16 protein-coding genes and 2 tRNA genes are annotated in these 19,746 nt (G+C 71.5%); 5 read left to right on the forward strand and 13 right to left on the reverse strand.

From position 1 onward, the window contains the following. Positions 1-85: 85 nt before the first annotated feature. Positions 86-1,558, reverse strand: coding sequence for a catalase (locus AC07A4_RS00885; protein ID WP_478592819.1), 1,473 nt, complete (start codon positions 1,556-1,558; stop codon positions 86-88). A gap of 125 nt (positions 1,559-1,683) precedes the next feature. Between AC07A4_RS00885 and AC07A4_RS00890 the strand changes: the two genes are divergently transcribed. Then, positions 1,684-2,103 (forward strand): Fur family transcriptional regulator, encoded by a 420-nt coding sequence (locus tag AC07A4_RS00890; protein ID WP_478591135.1) that lies wholly within the window; start codon positions 1,684-1,686, stop codon positions 2,101-2,103. A gap of 155 nt (positions 2,104-2,258) precedes the next feature. Here AC07A4_RS00890 and AC07A4_RS00895 read toward each other — a convergent pair. The 4 genes from AC07A4_RS00895 to AC07A4_RS00910 form a co-directional block, all read right to left on the reverse strand. Beyond that, positions 2,259-2,332: transfer RNA gene (locus AC07A4_RS00895), tRNA-Met, on the reverse strand. A gap of 123 nt (positions 2,333-2,455) precedes the next feature. Further along, entirely contained in the window at positions 2,456-4,348 is a 1,893-nt protein-coding gene (locus AC07A4_RS00900) for a sel1 repeat family protein (RefSeq protein ID WP_478591138.1), read from the reverse strand. Between the two features lie 251 nt (positions 4,349-4,599). After that, positions 4,600-4,673: transfer RNA gene (locus AC07A4_RS00905), tRNA-Met, on the reverse strand. Between the two features lie 78 nt (positions 4,674-4,751). After that, positions 4,752-7,664 (reverse strand): UPF0182 family membrane protein, encoded by a 2,913-nt coding sequence (locus AC07A4_RS00910; RefSeq protein WP_478592821.1) that lies wholly within the window; start codon positions 7,662-7,664, stop codon positions 4,752-4,754. 145 nt (positions 7,665-7,809) lie between these two features. On the opposite strand from AC07A4_RS00910, the gene AC07A4_RS00915 reads away from it, so the two are divergent. Beyond that, positions 7,810-8,367, forward strand: a complete 558-nt coding sequence (locus tag AC07A4_RS00915; protein WP_478591140.1) for a PPA1309 family protein — start codon at positions 7,810-7,812, stop codon at positions 8,365-8,367. A gap of 73 nt (positions 8,368-8,440) precedes the next feature. On the opposite strand, the gene AC07A4_RS00920 is transcribed toward AC07A4_RS00915, so the two are convergent. The 4 genes from AC07A4_RS00920 to AC07A4_RS00935 all read right to left on the reverse strand — a co-directional run bounded on the left by AC07A4_RS00920 (position 8,441) and on the right by AC07A4_RS00935 (position 11,934). Continuing rightward, complete coding sequence (locus AC07A4_RS00920) at positions 8,441-9,538, reverse strand: YlbL family protein (RefSeq protein ID WP_478591143.1); 1,098 nt, start codon at positions 9,536-9,538, stop codon at positions 8,441-8,443. A gap of 118 nt (positions 9,539-9,656) precedes the next feature. Continuing rightward, positions 9,657-9,836 (reverse strand): hypothetical protein, encoded by a 180-nt coding sequence (locus AC07A4_RS00925; protein ID WP_478591146.1) that lies wholly within the window; start codon positions 9,834-9,836, stop codon positions 9,657-9,659. A gap of 151 nt (positions 9,837-9,987) precedes the next feature. Next, positions 9,988-10,449 (reverse strand): molybdenum cofactor biosynthesis protein MoaE, encoded by a 462-nt coding sequence (locus AC07A4_RS00930; RefSeq protein ID WP_478591148.1) that lies wholly within the window; start codon positions 10,447-10,449, stop codon positions 9,988-9,990. A 372-nt stretch (positions 10,450-10,821) separates the two neighbouring features. Then, positions 10,822-11,934 carry an SDR family oxidoreductase gene (locus AC07A4_RS00935; protein ID WP_478591150.1) on the reverse strand — a complete coding sequence of 371 codons (1,113 nt, stop codon included), beginning with the start codon at positions 11,932-11,934 and terminating at the stop codon, positions 10,822-10,824. Between the two features lie 192 nt (positions 11,935-12,126). Here AC07A4_RS00935 and AC07A4_RS00940 point away from each other — a divergent pair, with 192 nt between their 5' ends. Together AC07A4_RS00940 and AC07A4_RS00945 are read left to right on the forward strand one after the other, a co-directional pair. After that, positions 12,127-13,611 carry a zinc-dependent metalloprotease gene (locus AC07A4_RS00940; protein ID WP_478591153.1) on the forward strand — a complete coding sequence of 495 codons (1,485 nt, stop codon included), beginning with the start codon at positions 12,127-12,129 and terminating at the stop codon, positions 13,609-13,611. Further along, positions 13,608-14,138 (forward strand): NUDIX hydrolase, encoded by a 531-nt coding sequence (locus AC07A4_RS00945; RefSeq protein ID WP_478591156.1) that lies wholly within the window; start codon positions 13,608-13,610, stop codon positions 14,136-14,138. Before AC07A4_RS00940 ends, AC07A4_RS00945 begins: the two co-directional genes overlap by 4 nt. A gap of 89 nt (positions 14,139-14,227) precedes the next feature. On the opposite strand, the gene AC07A4_RS00950 is transcribed toward AC07A4_RS00945, so the two are convergent. From AC07A4_RS00950 to AC07A4_RS00965, 4 genes are all read right to left on the reverse strand, one after another. Next, complete coding sequence (locus tag AC07A4_RS00950; RefSeq protein WP_478591158.1) at positions 14,228-14,983, reverse strand: AIM24 family protein; 756 nt, start codon at positions 14,981-14,983, stop codon at positions 14,228-14,230. A gap of 14 nt (positions 14,984-14,997) precedes the next feature. After that, complete coding sequence (locus AC07A4_RS00955) at positions 14,998-15,681, reverse strand: AIM24 family protein (protein WP_478591160.1); 684 nt, start codon at positions 15,679-15,681, stop codon at positions 14,998-15,000. Between the two features lie 11 nt (positions 15,682-15,692). After that, positions 15,693-17,504, reverse strand: coding sequence for a TerD family protein (locus tag AC07A4_RS00960; RefSeq protein WP_478591162.1), 1,812 nt, complete (start codon positions 17,502-17,504; stop codon positions 15,693-15,695). Between the two features lie 130 nt (positions 17,505-17,634). Further along, positions 17,635-18,258, reverse strand: coding sequence for a M48 metallopeptidase family protein (locus AC07A4_RS00965; protein ID WP_478591165.1), 624 nt, complete (start codon positions 18,256-18,258; stop codon positions 17,635-17,637). A 313-nt stretch (positions 18,259-18,571) separates the two neighbouring features. Here AC07A4_RS00965 and AC07A4_RS00970 point away from each other — a divergent pair, with 313 nt between their 5' ends. After that, entirely contained in the window at positions 18,572-19,705 is a 1,134-nt protein-coding gene (locus AC07A4_RS00970) for a ThiF family adenylyltransferase (protein ID WP_478592823.1), read from the forward strand. Positions 19,706-19,746 lie beyond the last annotated feature (41 nt).

Consider the following 19,746-nt stretch of genomic DNA (forward strand, 5'->3'; position numbering starts at 1 on the left):
CGGCGGTACGTGGCCGCGTCAACACGGCGGACGGGCCGGGCCCCCGAGGGGGTCCGGCCCGTCACCTACGGCAAGGGCCTGGGTGTTAGCCGCGCAGGGCCTGGACAGCGGCCTCCAGGCGCTTGCCGAAGTCTTCGTCGGCACGACGGAAGTTGTCGATCGCCCGCTCGGCGATGTCGTCGCGCGAGACGCCCGCGATGTTTCCCGCGAGGTTCTCGATGAGACGGCCCTTCTCGTCCTCCGACATCAGCCGGTAGAGGTTGCCCGCCTGCACGAAGTCGTCGTCCTCGGTGTGCGAGGGCGTCGCGTGGGTGCCGGTGCCGCCGGCGAACCCGGCCGTCGCGCCCCACAGCGGCCGGTCCGTCTGGGCCGGGCCCCCGAAGGAATTGGGCTCGTAGTTCTTGGCGCCCTTGTGGCGGCCGTCGTACATGAAGCCGTCACGGCCGTAGGTGCGGGCCTCGGTGGCGTGCGGACGGTTCACCGGGAGGTGGTCGGCGTTGATGCCGACCCGGTAGCGGTGCGCGTCGGCGTAGGCGAACAGGCGGCCCTGGAGCATCTTGTCCGGGGACGGGCCGATGCCGGGGACGAAGTGCGCGGGCGAGAAGATCGCCTGCTCGACCTCGGCGAAGACGTTCTCCGGGTTGCGGTTGAGCTCCAGCTTGCCGATCTCGATCGGCGGGTAGTCCGCGTGCGGCCACACCTTGGTGAGGTCGAAGGGGTTGAAGCGGTACCCGGCCGCGTCGGCCGCGGGCATGATCTGGACCTGCACCGTCCAGGTCGGGAACTCGCCGCGCTCGATGGCCTGCCGCAGGTCCCGCTGGTGGCTGTCGGGGTCGGCACCGGCGAGCCGGTCGGCCTCGGCCTGGGTGAGGTTCTCGATGCCCTGGTCGGTCTTGAAGTGGTACTTGACCCAGAAGACCTCGCCCGCCTCGTTCTGCCACTGGAAGGTGTGCGAGCCGAAGCCGTCCATGTGGCGGTACGACGCCGGGATGCCGCGGTCGCCGAACAGCCACGTCACCTGGTGCGTGGTCTCCGGGCTCAGGCCCCAGAAGTCCCAGACGTTGTCCGCCTCCTGGGAGCCGGTGTACGGATCGCGCTTCTGGGTGTGGATGAAGTCGGGGAACTTGATGGCGTCCCTGATGAAGAAGATCGGGGTGTTGTTGCCGACGAGGTCGTAGTTGCCCTCCTCGGTGTAGAACTTCAGCGAGAAGCCGCGCGGGTCGCGCACCGCGTCGGCCGCGCCCAGGTTGCCCGCGACCGTGGAGAAGCGCAGGAAGACCTCGGTCTCCTTGCCGATCCCGGAGAGGAACGCGGCTCGCGTGTACGGCGTGACGTCCGCCGTCACCGTGAACGTGCCGTACGCGCCCGCGCCGCGCGCGTGCACGACGCGCTCCGGGATGCGCTCGCGGTTGAAGTGCGCCAGCTTCTCCAGGAGGTGCTGGTCCTGGAGGAGCACCGGACCGCCGACGCCCGCCGTCTCGCTGTTCTGGTTGTCGGCGACCGGCGCGCCGGCCTCGGTGGTGAGGGGTCCCTGCGTCACGTGCGCCTCCTGCGTCATTCCGTGCAAGTCCTGTCCCTTGGTGTTCGCCGTACTCGATCCTACGATAGACATTGTCTAAGTCAAGTGAGCTTCCAAAGTCACACCCGTTCGGGATCTGGTCCCCCTGCTGTTAGGCTGGCTGTATGAGTGACCTGTTGGAACGCCTGCGCGGACGCGGCTGGCGCATGACCTCCCAGCGGCGCGTCGTGGCCGAGGTCCTCGACGGGGACCACGTCCATCTGACGGCTGACGAGGTGCACGCCCGCGCCGTCGTGAAGCTTCCCGAGATCTCCCGGGCGACCGTCTACAACACCCTGGGCGAGCTGGTCTCCCTCGGCGAGATCCTCGAGGTCACCACGGACCGCAGGGCCAAGCGGTACGACCCGAACGCGCACCGGCCGCACCAGCACCTGGTCTGCGCCCGCTGCGGCGCCATCCGCGACGTCCATCCGACGGGCAATCCGCTCGCGAGCCTCCCGGACTCCGAGCGCTTCGGCTTCACGATCTCGGACGTGGAGGTCACGTACCGAGGCGTCTGCCCCTCGTGTGCGGCGGCCGCTTAGACGGTCATGTGTAAGGCCCAGCATCCATAGGGTGCTGGGCCTTACATGTGTGTGCATCGCCGCCTGCTGGCAGGCGCGCGAGAACGCTTTCCGGGCGTACGCGAAAACACCGAGGGCCCGGAACCAGTGACTGGTTCCGGGCCCTCGGCCTTCAGTAGCGGGGACAGGATTTGAACCTGCGACCTCTGGGTTATGAGCCCAGCGAGCTACCGAGCTGCTCCACCCCGCGTCGGTGAACCCAACAGTACGCCAAGCCTACGACCAGCGCAAATCGCTTCCGCGTACGGAAAGACAGGCGCCCAGGGCCCGCACGCGGGGCCCGCTCGGGGCCCGCGCGGGCCCCGCCGCGTCCCTATGCGGAGAGCTCCTGCCGCAGCGCCTCGCCAAGGCGGGCCGCCCGCTCGGCGACCTCCGCCGGGCCGAGCTCCACCGCCCGCGAGGCCCACCGCTTGCCCTCCACGAGCTGCCCCCGGCGGGCGTAGAGCAGGGCGAGCCGCAGCGCCGCGCGCCCGTGCCCGGCGTCGGCGGCCCGCGTCCACCACAGCGCCGCTTCCGGCTCGCTGCCCTCGCGGGCCAGCAGAAGGCCCAGGTTGAACGCGCCGTTGCGGCTCCCGGCCTCCGCCGCGCGGCGGTACCAGCGCGCCGCCTCGACCACGTCGCCCCGCCCGGCGGCGAGCATTCCGACCCGCACCTGGGCGCGGCGGTGCCCCTGCTGGGCCGCGCGCTCGTACCACTCCTCGCACTCCGACTTGCGGGCCACGGGCTCGCCGAGCGCGGGCGCGTCCGCGTTCGGGCGGCGCGCGTCGAGCACGGTGCCGAGCCGGTACGCCGCCTCGGCGCTGCCGCCGCCCGCCGCGCACCGCAGGTGCCGCTCGGCCTCCCGCTCGTCGCCCTCGCGCAGGCGCGCCGTGCCGACCTGGAGCGCGGCGTCGGTGTGGCCCGCCGCCGCGGCGCGCTCGTACCAGCGCAGCGCCGCCGCCTCGTCGCCCCTGCTCGCGTACAGGATCCCGAGGTTGAACGCCGCGTCCACGCTTCCGGCCTCCGCGGCCTTGGAGAACCAGGGCTCGGCGCCCGCCGCGTCGTCGCCCTGGAGCAGCAGCACGGCGAGCGCGTTGGCCGCCTCGCGGTGGCCCGCGTAGGCGGCGCGGCGGTACCACTGGTCGGCCTGCGCGGTGCGCTTCTGCTCGGCGCACAGCAGGCCGAGGTTGTACGCGCCGTTCACGTCGCCCGCGTCCAGGGCCGCGCGGTACCAGCGCTCGGCGGTCTGGGTCTCGCCCCGCTCGGCGTGCAACGCGCCCAGGGCGTTGGCGGCGTTGCCGTCGCCGTCCTGGGCGGCCCTGAGCCACCACACGGCGGCGCTCTCGGTGTCCCCGGCGTCGCGCAGCAGGAAGGCGAGGGCGCACGCGGCCTTGGCCTCGCCGTCCTTGGCCGAGGTCAGATACCAGCGCCCGGCCTCCTTGAGGTCGCCGCGCTTCTCCAGGATGGCGCCGAGGTGCAGCGCCGCTCGCCGGTGTCCGCGCGCGGCCGCCTGGCGGTACCACTGCTCGGCCTCGGCGAGGAGCGCGCGCCCGTCGTCGGCGCGTGCGTCACCGGCACGGGCGTCACCGGCGCGTGCGCCGTTCGCGCGTGCCCCGCGATCGGCGCGCGCGTCGCGCAGGGAGCGCGCGCCCGTCTCGGCCGTGCCGTCCTGCTCGGCGCGCCGGTCGACGGCGCGCGCCAGGCGGTAGGCGGCCTCGCGGTGGCCGCGCTCGGCCGCGGCGCGCATCCAGCGCTCGGCGCCGACGTCGCCGCGGTGCTCCAGGAGGTCGGCGAGGGCGTACGCCCCGAGGGTGTGGCCCTGCTCGGCGGACTGGCGCAACCAGTACTCGGCGGCCGGCTCGTCGCCGCGCTCGCGGTGGTGGCGGCCCAGCGCGTGCGCGGCGGCGGCCGAGCCCGCGACGGCGGCGATCCGCCACCAGCCCGCGGCCTCGTCCACGTAGCCGCGCTGGTGCAGGAGGACGCCCAGGTTGTTGGCCGCGGCGCGGTCACCGGCGGCGGTGGCCGCGCGCAGCAAGGATTCGGCACCGTCGAGATCGCCGCGTCGCAGCAGCAGGCTGCCCAGGACGCTCATCGCGTCCACGTCGCCGGCCTCGGCAGCCTGCCGGTGCCGCATCTCCTCCGCGGCGGCCCCCGGGTCATCCCGGTCGGCCGACGGCGCGAAACGCCCATTCTCCAACAGAGTTGCCTTGTCCCCCATAACGTCCATCGTCGCACCACCCGCAACCTGGGTACACCTGGTATACCGCAGCCAGTGAGGTCACTTCAGCGTTTTGTCGACATGCCCACAGAGAGATAAGTGAAACACAGCTTCCCTCAACTCCCCCCGCCCGGACCACTCTTCGCACGAACCCCACAGCACTGGCATGGGACACCGGCAAGGGCACCGCGCGGAAAGGGGCGCGCCGGGCACGACGAAGGCCCGGATCCTGCTAGAGGATCCGGGCCTTCGACCGAGAGTAGCGGGGACAGGATTTGAACCTGCGACCTCTGGGTTATGAGCCCAGCGAGCTACCGAGCTGCTCCACCCCGCGCCGTTGTGTGTGCAACAGTACCACGGCGCGAGGTGGCCTCCGCGCGCTGTCGCGCGCTACGGGCCTGCTGAGGGGCCTCTAACCGCCCCCGTCGCCGCCCTTGTCGCTCTTCTTCGGCTGGGCGTCCTCGGCGCGCTCGAGTGCCTCCTGGAGCCTCTCCTGCGCCTTGCCGTACTCCTCCCAGTCGTCGTTCTTGAGAGCTTCCTTGCCGTCGTCGATCGCCTTCTGGGCGTCGTCGATGGCCTTCTGGAGGGCGGGGTTGTCCGACGTCGGCGGTTTCTGCTTGTCGGGCTTGTCCTTCTCGCCGCTATCCGGTTTGTCTGGTGGCTCGACCGGCGTCGCCCCTTCGGTACCGAAGACCACGTTGAGGGCCTTCTCCAGGGTGCTCTCGAAGGCGATCTTGTCTCCGTAGGTGACCAGGACCCGCTTCAGGAGCGGGTATTTGAGCCCGCCGCCCTTGACGTAGACCGGTTCCACGTACAGCAGCCCGCCGTCCAGGGGCACGGTCAGCAGATTGCCGTAGTCGACTTCCGAGTCGCCGCCCTTGAGGAGCCTGATCTGTTCCGCGATGTCCTTGTCGGAGTTGAACTGGCTCTGCACCAGCTTCGGTCCGTCGACCGTTCTGTCCGTCGGCATCTTCAGGATCTGCATCTTGCCGTAGTCAGGCGATCGCGCGTCCGCGTTGACCGCCATGAAGGCGCTGAGGTTGTTGCGCTGGTTGGGCACGAACGTCGTCGTCAGCGAGAAGTCCTGCCGTTTGGCACCCGGCATCTTCATGCTCAGGTAGTACGGCGGGACCGCGCTGGACGTCTGGTTCGTCGGGTCGCTCGGGACCTCCCACACCTCACTGCCGCTGAGGAAGGTGTCGGCGTCCTTCACGTGGTAGCGGGTGAGGAGCTCGCGCTGCACCTTGAACAGGTCCTGCGGGTAGCGCAGGTGGTCCATCAGGGCGGAGGAGATCTCGCTCTTGTCCTTGACCGTGCCCGGGAAGGCCTTGCGCCACGTCTTCAGAATGGGGTCCTTGGTGTCCCACTCGTACAACTTGACGTCACCGGTGTACGCGTCGACGGTCGCCTTCACCGAGTTGCGGATGTAGTTGACCTGGTTCTGCTGGGCGACGACCTGGCGCTGGTTGTTGCGCGCCGTCAGGGAGTCGGCCGTGGTGTCGCCGAGCGTGGTGCGCGAGGCGTACGGATAGCCGTTGGTCGTCGTGTACGCGTCCACGATCCACTGGATCTTGCCGTCGACCACCGCCGGGTAGGCGTCGCCGTCGATCGTCAGCCAGGGGGCCACCGCCTCGACGCGCTCCTTGGGCGTGCGGTTGTACAGGATCCGCGAGCCCTCGCCGATCGCTCCTGAGTACAGCATCTGCGGCTCGCCGAACGACACGGCGTACGCGGCCCTGTTGATCGGGTTGGAGAGGTTGACGCCGCTCTTGCCCTTGTAGCTGGTGGTCTTCTCGCCGCTGTCGTCCGAGTAGTCGATCTCCTTCTGCGGACCGCCGACGATGGAGTACTGGGTGGTCTTCTCGCCGTAGTAGATGCGCTGCTCGTACGGCGGCAGGCTGCCCTTCGACGGCAGGTCGGACTCGGTGAAGACCGGCTCGCCGGACCCCTTGGCCTCCGTGCCCTTGGCCGCGACGACGCCGTAGCCGTGGGTGTAGCGGAAGTGGTCGTTGATCCAGTTGTTCTTCTGGACGCCCTTGAGGTCGAGCTCGCGCAGGCCGATGACGGTGTCCTGCTCCTTGCCGTCCTTGTCCTTGTAGCGGTCGACGTCCAGGTTCGACGGGAAGCCGTAGTAGGCCTTCATCTGCTGGAGCTGCTGGAACGTCGGCGAGACGATGTTCGGGTCGAGCAGGCGGAAGCTGGCGGCGTCGGTCGCGGCACCCCGCAGCTTCGAGGTGTCCTTGGTGCTGCTCACGCCCGGGTACTTCTTCACATCGGTGCCGCCGATGTCGTACGCCTTGCGCGTGGCTTCCAGGTTCTTCTCGACGTACGGGGCTTCCTTCGCCTGCTCGTTCGGCTGGACCTGGAACTTCTGGACGATGGCCGGGTAGAGGCCGCCGATCAGGATCGCCGAGAGCACCATCAGGCCGAAGCCGATGACCGGCAGCTGCCAGGTGCGCCGCCACAGGGTGGCGAAGAACAGCAGCGCGCAGATGACGGCGATGCAGAACAGGATCGTCTTCGCCGGCAGATAGGCGTTGGCGTCGACGTACCTGAGGCCCGTCCAGCTGTCGGTGGCCTTGAAGTCACTGGACTTCACCGCGAGGCCGTACCGGTCGAGCCAGTACGCGACCGCCTTGAGGGCGACGAAGATGCCGATGAGCACCGAGAGGTGCCCGGTCGCCGCGGCCGTCGCCCGGCCGCCGGGGCTGGTGATCCGCAGCCCGCCGTACAGGTAGTGCGTCAGGGCGGCGGCGATCACCGCGAGCACCGTGGCCGCGAAGCCGAAGCCGAGCAGGAAGCGGTACCACGGCAGGTCGAAGGCGAAGAAGGAGACGTCCAGGTGGAACTGGGGGTCCTTCTGGTGGAAGGGGACGCCGTTGACCCACATCAGCCAGGTGCGCCACTGACCCGCGGCGGACGCTCCCGCGATCAGGCCGACCAGGGCCGTGATGCCGATGAGGATCCACTTCTTGTACGGCGCGATCGCCATGCGGTACCGGTCGAGGCTCTGCTGCTCCATCGACATGGCACTCAGCGGCGGGCGCAGCCGGTGCGCCAGCCAGATGTTCACGCCGACCGCGGCCGACATGAGCAGGCCGAAGACGAAGAACAGGCCGATCTTGGTCCACAGGGTCGTCGTGAAGACGGAGGAGTAGCCGACCGAGCGGAACCAGAGCCAGTCCGTCCAGAACCCCGCGAACATGACGAACGCCATGGCCAGCACGGCCAGGACGCCCAGCGTCATGAGCAGGGTCCGGACGCGACGGGACGGTCGGCCCACTCTGATCCGTGGCCCCGTCGGGCCTCCGCCGCGGTCCGGCATCTGGAAAGCCAAGGTGCGCACCTCGAAGTTCGCTGTAGCTGTAGCTGGCTGAAACAGGCCCCGCGATCGTAGAGCCCACTCATGCAACTTACCGACGCTTTACTCAGTTCCCGTTCCCGGGTCTGAACCAGGCAGGATATTGGGCATGCCCAATGTTTCCCCCTCCGGCCCACCGATGGCCGCGAGCCCCCTCACCCGCGCCGTGCTCGAGATCGACGAGTATGCCGCGAGCCTCGGCTGGGATCAGCCCGCCCGCCTCTTCGCCCTCGTGGACACCGCACGGCTGCGCTCCCAGGAGCCCGGCCTCGCCGACCGCCTCGGCCTTCCCGACGACGGCTCCGCCGCGCCGCTCACCCCCATCGAGCAGGACGAACTGCCCGCCGGTGCCGCGCTCGACGAGTTCCTCGGCACCATCGCCTGGCCCGACTCCGTCGCGGGCTGCGCCCTCACGGTGGAGCGCCTGATGCTGCCGCCCTCCGCGGAGGCGTCCGTTCCGCAGGACCTGAGCGAGAAGCAGCTCGCCGCGTGGGTGGCCAAGCACCCCAAGCGCCAGGAGGTGCGCATGACGGTCGCGGTGCTGCGCGACGGCGCGCGCGACTCGGCCGTGCGCCTGCGCGAGAAGGACTCCCCCACGGAGGTCCTGACCGGCTCCGACCTGGTGCCGGGGCTCGCCGACGCGCTGACGGCGACCTTCGCGGAGTAACCGCTTCCCCGACTTGTCCGGGCCGTGGCCGGGTGCGGTGTCGACCGCCCCGGCCACGGCCGTGTCCGCGGGCTCAGCCCTTGGCGCCGCACCGCGGCAGGTCCGCCGTGTCGCCCTTGCGGATCTTGTTGAGGGAGGCCACCGCGTCGTCGATGGTGTCCACCTTGACCAGCGTGAGCCCGTCCGGCACGTCGCTCGCGGCGGCCGCGCAGTTGTCCTTGGGGGTCATGAAGTACTGGGCGCCCTTGTCGCGCGCGCCGACGGTCTTCATCTCGATGCCGCCGATCGGCCCGACCTTGCCGTCCTCGTCGATGGTGCCGGTGCCCGCGACGAACTTGCCGCCGGTGAGGTCGCCCGGGGTGAGTTTGTCGACGATGCCGAGGGCGAACATCAGGCCCGCGCTCGGGCCGCCGACGTCGGCGAGCTTGATGTCGATGGTGAACGGGAAGGTGTGGTCGGTCCCGGCCTGGATGCCGACGATCGCGCGGGCAGGACCGTCGTCGTCCGCCTTCTCCGTGGTGATCTTGATGTTCTCGGTCCGGGTGGGCGCCTTGCCCGCCTTCTCGGCGGCCGCCGCTTCCTTGACCGGCACGATGGCGAAGGTGACGGCCTCGCCGGGCTTGTGCTTGGTGACGAGCTTCGCCACGTCGGTGGTCCGCTTCACCGCCGTGCCGTCCACGCTCTTGATCACGTCTCCGGCGTGCAGCTTGCCCTCGGCCGGGCTGTCCTTGAAGACGCTGCCCACGACGACCTGGGTCTTCACCGGGATGTCCAGTTCCTTCAGGGCGGCGACCTTCGCGCTCTCCTGGGACTGGCTGAATTCCTCGGCGTTCTCCTGGGTGGACTCCTGCTCGGTCTTGCCGTCCGGGTACAGGGTCTCGTGCGGCACGACGATGTTGTCGTGCGCGAGCCAGCCGTAGACCGCCTCGACGAGGTTCATCTTGTAGTCGGCGCTGGTGACCCGGACGGTCGTCATGTTGAGGTGGCCGCTCGTCGGGTACGTCTTGCGGCCCGAGATCTGCAGCACCGGCTCGCCGTCGTGGTCGCCCAGCGTGTTCACCGTCGGCCCCGGAGACATCTCCGAGTACGGCACTTTGATGAGCAGTCCCGCGCAGAGCAGCACGATCAGCATCAGAGTGGAGGCGAGCATCGTCGCAGTGCGGCGTGGCATGGAACGACAGTACGGGACGGTCCTGTGAGGCCACCTGTGGGGCCGGTCCGTATGGGACGGCGGCCAGGGGCCGCGGCGGGCCGCTCGGCGGTCCCCACGGTGTCGTGGGGACCGCGGATCAGACGGCGTCCGTGCCCGAGTGGGTCTTCTCCATCGCCTCGCGGAACGCGGCGTAACCATGCAGTTCGCTGTTGTCGCCGGTCTTCCCGCTCTTGCGGTTCCGGTTGGCCAAGACGGCCCACAGACCGGCACCGACCGCCGCCAGAAGTGGAATCAGCAACCAGGCGAGTGACGCCATGCCGACCTCCCGACCCCGTGAGCAACCACAACTGACTGATCAGCAGATTAACCATCCGCTTCGACAACGCTCACGGCAGGGGTGCGGTTACGCAACCGGAGCCCCAGGGGGCCTCTCCCGCCCCGGGAGGCGCCAGCCCCGCTCTAGGGCCCTAGGCGCCGACCCACTCCTGCTGGCCGTCGGAGAACGTCTGGTGCTTCCAGATGGGCACCTCGTGCTTGAGGTCGTCGATCAGCTTGCGGCAGGCCGCGAAGGCCTCGGCCCGGTGCGGGCAGGAGACGGCCACGACGACCGCGAGGTCACCGATGGCGAGGTCACCGACGCGGTGCACGGCGGCCAGGGCCCGCACGGGGAACTCGGCGACGACTTTCTCCGCCACGCGGCGCAGCTCCGCGTGGGCGGTGGGGTGGCTGGAGTACGCGAGCGCGTCCACGTCCGAGCCGCCGTCGTGGTCGCGCACCGTCCCGACGAACAGCGCCGTGCCGCCCGCGGAGTCGTCCGTGACGGCCTGGAAGACCTCGTCGAGCGAGAGCGGCGTGTCCCGGACGGCGAGCAGCCGGATCGGCTCGTCAGCCGCCCGCTCTCCGGGGTGATCGATCGGAGTACGTGCCATGCGGCCATGGTGCCGTACGGCACTGACAACACGGAATAGCGTTTTCTCCTGGCACGCGTGCGTCACGGCTGGAGTTCCCTACAAGGCCGTGCCCCGTGACGCAGGGGCTGCCACCGCTCCCCTCTGTGGGCAGCTGGTCCGCCCAGAGGGCGAGGGGGGTACCCCCTGCTCGAGCGAAGCCGAGAGCTTGGGGGAGGGTGGGCACAGCCCACGACGGCGAGCAACGGGCTGGGGGCACCGAAGCCCCCGCCGGGGGGCACGGAGCCCCAGAGCCCCGCCAGGAGGCCAGAGAAGCCCCGTCGGGAGGCCGGGAGTCCCCACAGGCCCACCGGGGAGGCCGGGCATAGCCTCGCCGGCGAGGCCAGGCGGGCCTCAGAGCCGCCGCCGTGCCTTCCGCGCCCGCCGCACCAGCGCCGCCGTGCCCAGCAGAGCCACGGTCGCCCCCGCCGCCCCCGCGGCCGTCGCGTCCTTGCGCCCCAGCCGCCGCCCCGCGACCGTACGCCGCCCCGCGACCTCCTCCAGGAGCTCCTCAAGGACCTCCTCGTTGGTCCACTGCGGCCGCCACCCCGCCTCGTGGAGCCTGCTGCCGCTCACGACCCACGGGTACATCGTGTACGCGAGGTCACCCGCCGGAGACGGCGTGAGCCCGATGCGGTGCAGCCGCGCGGCCGCCCCGAGGGCGACGGCGGACGGCAGCTCCATGCGCCGGATCCCGCTGAGCTCCTCGACCTCCTCCTGCTCCAGCCAGCCGTCGCACCCGACGGCCAGCTCCCCGTCGACCTTCTCCAGGACCGCGTACTCCAGGGCGCTGCACAGGTCGTCCACGTGGCAGAACTGCCAGGTGGGCCGGGACCCGGCCACTACGAGGAGGCGCGGCGACTCGAAGTAGCGGGTCAGCGCGGTGTCGGTGCCGCCCACGAGCACGGCGGGCCGCACGACGGTGACGTTCAGGCCGGGGTGCGCCCGGGGGGCGCGGCGGGCGAGGCGCTCGATCTCCAGCAGGTCGCCGACGCCGGTGGCCTCCGCGGTCGCCCGCAGTTCGGCGTCTTCGGAGAGGGGCAGTTCGTTGTCGGCGAGCGCTCCGTAGACCATCGCCGAGGTGCACAGCACGACCCGGTGCACCCCGGCGGCGGCCGCCGCCGTCAGCACGGTCTGCGTACCTCGTACGTTGTACGCCGTACGGGCCGCCCCGTCGGTCTCCAGGTCGAGGTCGAGCGCCAGGTGCACGACGACGTCCGCGCCGCGCAGCTTCTCGGCGATCGCCGGGTCCCGGACGTCCAGGATGTGCCACTGGGCCGCCGCGCACTCGCCGCGCCGCTCGTCGATGGCCACGACCTGCTTGATCTCGTCGGACGCCGCCAGGCGCTCGGTAAGCAGCGCACCCACGCCCGCCGCGGCGCCGGTCACGGCGACGACGGGCCCGCGCACGGGGGCCGGGGTTGATGGGTTTCGCGCTGCGCGAACCTGTGGATCTGGGGAACTCACCGGGCGTCTCCAGCGGTTGTCTTCAGTACGTATGCGAATGACGCGTACGTACCAGGTGGCATCCATCCTGCCGCAGCCCCCGAGGCGGCGAAGCACCGAGGCCCGATCCCGTCGCGGTGTCTACGCTGGGTGGTGTTGTCGGGCAGCCGCCGCCGGAGACAGATCCGGTGGCCTAACGAGCCGAGGAATCCCGTGAGTGACACCCCATTCGGATTCGGCCTTCCGCCGGAGGAGCCGGAGAACGGCGACGAGGGCAAGAAGAAGGACACCCCCGGAGAGGGACAGGGTTCCGGTGGCCCTGGGAACCCGTTCGGTTTCGGCCTGCCCGGAGCGGGCGGGCCGGGCGGCGGGGACAACCCGTTCGCCGCGATGTTCGGGTCGATGAACCCCACCGACCTGGGCGCCGCCTTCCAGCAGCTCGGCCAGATGCTGTCCTATGAGGGCGGGCCCGTGAACTGGGACATGGCCAAGGACATCGCCCGCCAGACCGTCGCCCAGGGGACGGCGGACGGCAGCAAGGACGCGAGCGTCGGCCCCGCCGAGCGCACCGCCGTCGAGGAGGCCGTGCGCCTGGCTGATCTCTGGCTGGATGACGTCACCTCGCTGCCCTCCGGTTCCGGCACGGCCGTGGCCTGGAGCCGCGCCGAGTGGGTCGAGGCGACCCTTCCGGCGTGGAAGGAGCTTGTCGACCCGGTCGCCGAGCGCGTCGGCGCGGCCATGGGCGGCGTGCTGCCCGAGGAGATGCAGGCCATGGCGGGCCCGCTGATCGGGATGATGCGCTCCATGGGCGGCGCGATGTTCGGCCAGCAGATCGGCCAGGCCGTCGGCGTCCTCGCGGGCGAGGTCGTCGGCTCCACGGACATCGGCCTGCCGCTCGGCCCGGCCGGGCGCGCGGCCCTCCTGCCGGTGAACGTGGCGGGCTTCGGCAAGGACCTGAGCGTCCCCATGGAGGAGGTGCGGCTGTATCTGGCCCTGCGCGAGGCCGCCCACCAGCGGCTCTTCGCCCACGTGCCGTGGCTGCGCTCGCACCTCTTCGGCGCCGTCGAGGGCTATGCCCGCGGCATCACGGTCGACACCACCAAGCTGGAGGACGTGGTCGGCCAGTTCGACCCGCAGAACCCCGAGCAGCTACAGGAAGCGCTCCAGCAGGGCATGTTCCAGCCCGAGGACACCGCGGAGCAGAAGGCCGCCCTGGCCCGTCTGGAGACGGCGCTCGCGCTGGTCGAGGGCTGGGTGGACGCGGTGGTGCACGAGGCGGCCAAGCCCCGGCTCTCGTCGGCCGACGCGCTGCGTGAGACGCTGCGCCGCCGCCGCGCGACCGGCGGTCCCGCCGAGCAGACGTTCGCGACGCTCATCGGCCTGCAGCTGCGCCCGCGCCGCCTGCGTGACGCCTCGCGCCTGTGGGCCTCGCTCACGGACGCGCGCGGCGTGGACGGCCGCGACGGCCTGTGGGCACACCCGGACATGCTCCCCACGGCCTCCGACCTGGACGACCCGGACGGCTTCGTGCACCGCGAGCAGCTGGACTTCTCCGAGCTGGACAAGATGCTCGGCGAGGCGGCCAGCGGCAAGCCGGACCTCACGAAGCGGGATGCCGCCGACGGCTCCGATGGCGGCCCGGGCGACTCCGCCAGCGGCGAAGACGGCAAGGACGGCAAGGACACCGACGGCAAGTGACCCTGCACGAGGACGCGGTGCTCGTCCTGAAGGCCTACGAGCCCCAGCAGGACCTGCGCCAGTACTACCTGGACCACCTGGCCGCCCACCCCGAGAACGGCATGTGGAAGGCCTGCACGGACGGTCACCTGACCGCCAGTGCCCTGGTCGTCGACCCGCCGCGCGGGCGCGTGCTGCTCACGCTCCACAAGAAGCTGCGGATGTGGCTCCAGATGGGCGGCCACTGCGAGCCGGGCGACGCGACGCTCACGGCCGCCGCGCTGCGCGAGGCCACCGAGGAGTCCGGCGTGCCGGGCCTGACGCTGCTGCCGGGCGGCCCGGTGCGCCTGGACCGCCACCCGATCCCGGGCCCCTGCACCCAGCACCTGGACGTGCAGTACGCCGCGCTCGCCCCGCCCGACGCGGTCGAGGCCATCAGCGACGAGTCCCTCGATCTGCGCTGGTTCGCCTATGACGAGGTGGCGGACGTCGCCGACACGTCCGTCGTCCGACTGGTGGAGGCCACCAGGGCGCGCCTTCAGGCGTAACGGAACGAACACCGGCATGTGTAAGGGGCGGGCGCCATTGCGCCCGCCCCTTACACATGCACGCATGCGCCCATCGGGGTGCTCTGGGCCTAGTTCCAGACGTTGCTCTGGTTCTGGCCCCGGGCGCCCTGCTGGCCCATGCCGAACTGGGCGCGTGCGCCCTGGCCGACCTGGGCGTGCTGCGGCGGCAGCAGTTCACTCGGCTGCACGAGGGCGTAGCCCTGCCCCATGAAGCTGAGCTCCCAGCCCTCGCCGGTGTTGCCGCGGCGGCGCCAGACGCCCGAGGAATGCGTCTGCGCCTGCATCTGCACCCGAAGGCCGCTGGACCAGGCGACGATCGCGTCGGCGTCGGCGTTGACGTACCGGTCCGGGGTGACCTGGAGCATCAGCGGCTGGCCCGAGGTCATCAGGGCGACCTTGCCGCAGCCGGTGATGTTCAGCTGGTACTTGCCGGACCCGGAGATGCCGTACTGGCTGTCCACGGCGATGACCTGGTGCGACAGCGACGAGTCCATGGCGAGGACATAGGAGCTGTCCACGGTCAGGCCGTCCTGCTCCACGTCCACCACGTGGATGTACTGGGCGAGGTTCGCGAAGTAGACGGTGCCCTGTCCGTGGCAGCGCATCAGGTCGAGGCCCTCACCCGTGTGCGCCCGGGCCCGCTGCTGGCCACGGCTCTGGAACTCGGCGTCGAACTCGACGAGCCCCTGGTAGGCGACCATCGCCCCCTTGCGGGCCAGCACGTCGTCGTGGCCCTCCAGGGCGACGCGCAGCAGCTGCGGGTTCTGGACGGTGTAGCGCTCCTGGGACTGCTGCTCGGAGTGCGCGAAAAGCGAGCTCTGCATGGTGTTGCTCCCCCTCAGCTCCGGATCCGGAGGCGGTCGGTGCTGTCCTCACTGGGCTGTACGACGACGATGCCCTCTCCGGAGAAGCCCATCTGGTAGGCCTCGCCACTGCCGCGCCCGATCAGCGAGCCGGCCTTGAAGCTGCGCTTGCCCTTCACCTTCAGGTTCGGCGACCAGGCGATCAGGGCGTCCGGGTCCACATGCGTCTCGTCCTCGCCACGGCCGCAGTCGACGACGACGGGCGTGCCGCGCGACGTCAGCGCCACCCAGCCCTGGCCGGACACCTTGATGTTCCACAGGCCCTGGCCCGCGAACTTCGCGAGGCCCTTGACCCGCTCGACGCCCCATTGGAGGTTCGCGTCGAAGGCGAGGAGGTTGGTGCCGTTCACCGAGAGCGCGTCGCCCGCCAGGTTGATGACGACGACGTCCGCCCCGTAGTCGGCGAGGTACAGCAGGCCGTCTCCGGAGCACTTCATGAGGGGAGCACCCTCACCGGTGATCCAGTCGCGCGCGATCTGGCGGACGGCGGGCGGGTTCGGCTCGTACTGCACGAACCCTTCGTAGGCGACCATCGACCCCACGCGCGCGAAGAGGTCGTTCCCGGTCTGCATGGCCACCTTGAGCATGTGGTGGCCGTGGTTCTCCATGCGGGCGGCCACCGGAGCCGGGGCGAAGCCCGCGAGCTGGTGCTGGTTCATGACGGGCTCCCTCAGACCTCGTACGGCTGGACGACGATGAAGTTGCCGGGCGCGCCGCGGAACTGGAGGTTCACGCTCTCCCCCGTGGCGCCCGCGAAGGCGTTGGCGCGCAGCCTGACCTGGCTGGACACGATGGCCTGGGCGGCGGCCGACCACGCGACGACGGCGTGGCAGTCGGCGAAGGTCGTCGGGGTGACCGGCAGCACGACGGGCGTGCCGTGCGTCTTGACGACGACGGTGCCGCTCCCCTGGAACTGCATGACGAACAGCGCGCCACCCGGGATGCCGTGCCCTTCGATGCGGCGCACCTCGTGCTGGAGCGACTCGTCGAAGGCGAGGACGTTCTCGGCGGAGACGCAGATCGCGTCCCCCTGGAGCTCGATCGGGTGCAGGTGCGTGCCCTGCTCGGCGAGGAACACCTGGCCGCGGCCGGTGCAGCGCATCAGCTGCATCTCCTGGCCCGTGGCGTTGCCCACCACGCGGCCCGCGAAGCCCGCGCCCTTGTAGCTGAACTCGACCTTGCCCTGGTAGAGCACCATGCTGCCCTGGCGCGCGAGCACGGGCTGGCCGCCCACGTTCAGGTCGATGCGGACCAGCTTCTCGTTCTGCTGCGTCCAGCGCTGCCCGGTGCCCGCCTCGCGGTACTTCTGGAGCGCGGCGGCGACACCGGCGCCCTGCGGGGCGGTCTGCGGGATGCCACCGACGGCCGGAGCTCCGGGGGCGCCTGGGGCGCCTTGCACGCCCTGGCCGCCCTGGCCGAAGGGCGCGGGGGCCTGGCCGGGGACGGGGGCCTGCGGCTGCTGGGCGTAGCCGGGAGGCGGCGGCGCACTCGGCTGGCCGTAGCCAGGGGGCGGCGGCGCACTGGGCTGACCGTAGCCGGGAGGCGGCGGTGCGCTGGGCTGGCCGTACCCGGGAGGCAGGGGCGCGCTCGGCTGGCCGTAGCCCTGCGGCGCGGGCTGGCCGAACTGCTGCGGCGGCTGCTGGCCGGGCTGGCCGTAGGGCTGGCCCGGGGGCTGGGCACCCGGCGCGGGGGCCTGCGGGGCCGCCGGGGGCGGCACCTGGCCGCCCGTCTGGTGCAGCGGCGCCACGATGGTCTGCGCGGCGTGCACCGGCGGGACGGCGGGGGCCGGAGCGGGGGGCGGCGTCGCGCTCTCGGGCGCGGGAGCCGGGACCGGGGCCGGAGCGGGCGCGGGGGCCGATGCCGCGGGGGCGCCGAACGCGGGCGGCGCCGTCGTGTCCGCGGGCGGCGCGAAGCCGGGAGCCTGCGCCTGCGCCTGCGGCGCCGGGGGCTCCTCCGCGGCGACCTCCCCGCCGAAGTTCCTGAGCAGCGCGTCGAGCCCGCCGTCGAAGCCCTGTCCGACCGCGGCGAACCGCCACACGTCCTTCAGATAGAAGTCGCCCAGCATCAGCGCGCGCTCGGTGGAGAACTCCGAGCCGCTGAACGCGTACCGCGCGACCTCCTCGCCGCCCGCGACGATCCGGATGTAGCCCGACGCGAGCTGGGACATCTGCCCGGCACCGTCGATCGCGGCTGTGAACGACAGCTTCTGGATCTGCGGCGGGATCCGGTCGAGCGTGATCCGGAAGGACTCGTTATCGCCCGCCTGCGCGCCCAGGAGCTGCAGCGACTCCTCCGGGGACTTCGGCTGGTTGTAGAAGATGAAGTAACGGTCGTCCGAGAGCCGCTCGCTCGCGTCCAGGCCGAAGCAGCTGATGTCGAACGTCAGCCCGGGGGCAGCGATGTGCACGCCGACGTACAGATCGGTTCCTGCCGTGAGGTCACTGATCTTGGCCTTGTGGCCGCGTTGGAATTCCCTGGCCATGCGTAACGACCGTCCCCCATCCCGATGGTGAATGCGTCGCGCCAGGCTAACCGCAAAGTCCGACAGTGGACGAAGTCGGTACAGACCCGGTACACAACCCCGCGGGGGCACGGGCCCACCCGGTGTCCGCTCACTCCTCCCGGGCGGCGGGCAGGTGCGGCAGCCGCTCCGACGCGACCACTCCTTCGAGGTAGCCCCTGGCCCGCTCGGTCCGCGGATACGCCTCCAACAGGCGCCAGAAGCGGGGGCCGTGCCCGGGCACGAGCAGATGGGCCAGCTCGTGGACGAGGACGTAGTCCACCACGTACTCGGGCATGCCCTGCAGCCGGTGCGAAAGGCGGATGCTGCCCTCCGCCGGGGTGCACGAGCCCCAGCGCGTGTTCTGGTTCGTGACCCAGCGAACGGACGTGGGGCGCGCGCGGCCGTCGAAGTACTGCTCGGACAGGCGCCGCGCCCGCTCGGCGAGCTCGCTGTCGCCGAGGACCCGCTTGCTCTCCTGCGCGGCCAGCTTGTCCAGCATGACCGTCACCCAGCGCTGCTCCTCCGCCTCGGACATGCGCGCGGGGATGAGCACGACCGTCCGGTCGCCCTCGCGGTACGCCGAGACCGTTCTGCGGCGGCGTGCGCTCCGCCGTACCTCGACCGCGTTTGCCGCGGGACCGGTTGACGGCGGGCTGGTCGCGCTGCGCTGTGGACTTCCGGTGCGGTGCGGTGAGGTCTCCCCAGCGAGGCGAGGGGACGGGTCGGCGGGCACGCCTCGACGTTACCCGCTGGGCAAGGTGGAAGTCCCGCCTCCGGGACGGTTCGGTATCGATCCACTCTCTCTGCGCTCGATCAGCTCGATTAGTACGACAAGTGGTCCGCGCCTGTGGACAACTCCGGGCACGTCTCCGCCGGGACGGGCATGCTGGCTGTCGAGCGGGGACACGGCATGGACCGCCCCAGACCTGCCTGAACGGGATAGGGCGGGATGAAGCGGCTAAAGCATGGCGAAAGCAGGTACGGCGCGCGGACGCGTGAGGTGGGTCCGGCGGTGACGCGAACACGGGGGGGCACGTATGTATGCGATGTATCCGATCCTCAAGCCCGCGCTGCGGCGCGGCTGGCGCGATCTGAACACGGTGCAGTTCGGGGTGACCCCCGCACACGCCCGCGTACTGGCGCCGGTCGACACGGCGACGGGCACCTTCCTCACTCTCCTCGACGGCACCCGCGGACTCCCGCTGCTGCGCGCGGAAGGCCAGCGGATGGGCCTGCCGGACGGCCATGTGGACGGGCTCATCGACCGCCTCGCCCACGCCGGTCTGCTCGACGACGCGCGGGGCGGGGGCCCCGCGGCCGACGCCCTGCGGGCCCGCGCGGACGCCATGGACCGGCTGCGCCCCGACGTCTCCGCGCTGTCCGCCGTCACCCCGCGGCCCGGTGACGCCATCCGCAAGGCGGCCGCCCGCAGAACGGCGCGCGTGCGGGTGCGGGGCGCGGGCCGGGTGGGCGCGGTCGTCGCGTCGGTCCTGTCCGGGGCGGGGGTCGGACAGGTCGATGTGATGGACGGGGGCTGCGTCGAGCCGTGGGACGTCGCTCCGGGCGGGCTGCCCGCCGAGTCGGTCGGCCAGCGCAGGGACACCGCGGCGCGACGGGCCGTGCGGCAGGCGGCGCCGGACCGCCCGCCGCGCCACCCCGAGGACAGGGCCGACGAGCGGCCCCTGTCCCTGGTCCTGCTCACCCCGCGCGACGGCCTCGACGCGTACGCTCCCGCACCCGCCACCGCCGAGCCCCTGATCGCCTCGGGGACCCCTCATCTGTACGCGGGCGTGATCGAGGGCACGGGCGTGGTGGGCCCCTTGGTGCTGCCGGGGGTGAGCGCGTGCGCGGGCTGTCTCGCCCTGGCCGAGACGGACCGCGACGAGGCCTGGCCACGCATGCTGGCGCAGTGGCACTCCGGTGGCCGACGCCCCGTGCCCGCCTGCGACCTGGCCCTCGCGACCACCGTCGCCGGGATGGCGGCGGCGCACGCCCTGGCCTTCCTGGACGGGGCGGAGCCGACGCTCGCGGGCCTGCGCTGGCAGGCGGCGATGCCCGACTTCACCTGGCGCGCGGACCGCGTGCCCGCGCACCGTTCCTGTTCCTGTGGAGCCGGGGAGGAGGAAAAGGGGGAGCGCGCCTCCGTGGATCAAGAGCCACACGAGACAATGGCCGGGTAACCGCCTGAAGGGGCGCGGCTGTCTGGGACTTGGAGGGGCGC

It is taken from the genome of Streptomyces sp. NPDC043996 (assembly GCF_056435225.1).

Excerpts from the sequence above, each read along its gene's own strand:
- AC07A4_RS00930 (WP_478591148.1), bottom strand. The coding sequence starts at position 10,449 with ATGGCACGTACTCCGATCGATCACCCCGGAGAGCGGGCGGCTGACGAG.
- AC07A4_RS00950 (WP_478591158.1), bottom strand. The coding sequence starts at position 14,983 with ATGCAGAGCTCGCTTTTCGCGCACTCCGAGCAGCAGTCCCAGGAGCGC.
- AC07A4_RS00910 (WP_478592821.1), bottom strand. The coding sequence starts at position 7,664 with ATGCCGGACCGCGGCGGAGGCCCGACGGGGCCACGGATCAGAGTGGGC.
- AC07A4_RS00925 (WP_478591146.1), bottom strand. The coding sequence starts at position 9,836 with ATGGCGTCACTCGCCTGGTTGCTGATTCCACTTCTGGCGGCGGTCGGT.
- AC07A4_RS00890 (WP_478591135.1), top strand. The coding sequence starts at position 1,684 with ATGAGTGACCTGTTGGAACGCCTGCGCGGACGCGGCTGGCGCATGACC.
- AC07A4_RS00885 (WP_478592819.1), bottom strand. The coding sequence starts at position 1,558 with ATGACGCAGGAGGCGCACGTGACGCAGGGACCCCTCACCACCGAGGCC.
- AC07A4_RS00915 (WP_478591140.1), top strand. The coding sequence starts at position 7,810 with ATGCCCAATGTTTCCCCCTCCGGCCCACCGATGGCCGCGAGCCCCCTC.
- AC07A4_RS00960 (WP_478591162.1), bottom strand. The coding sequence starts at position 17,504 with ATGGCCAGGGAATTCCAACGCGGCCACAAGGCCAAGATCAGTGACCTC.
- AC07A4_RS00900 (WP_478591138.1), bottom strand. The coding sequence starts at position 4,348 with ATGGACGTTATGGGGGACAAGGCAACTCTGTTGGAGAATGGGCGTTTC.
- AC07A4_RS00970 (WP_478592823.1), top strand. The coding sequence starts at position 18,572 with ATGTATCCGATCCTCAAGCCCGCGCTGCGGCGCGGCTGGCGCGATCTG.
- AC07A4_RS00920 (WP_478591143.1), bottom strand. The coding sequence starts at position 9,538 with ATGCCACGCCGCACTGCGACGATGCTCGCCTCCACTCTGATGCTGATC.
- AC07A4_RS00955 (WP_478591160.1), bottom strand. The coding sequence starts at position 15,681 with ATGAACCAGCACCAGCTCGCGGGCTTCGCCCCGGCTCCGGTGGCCGCC.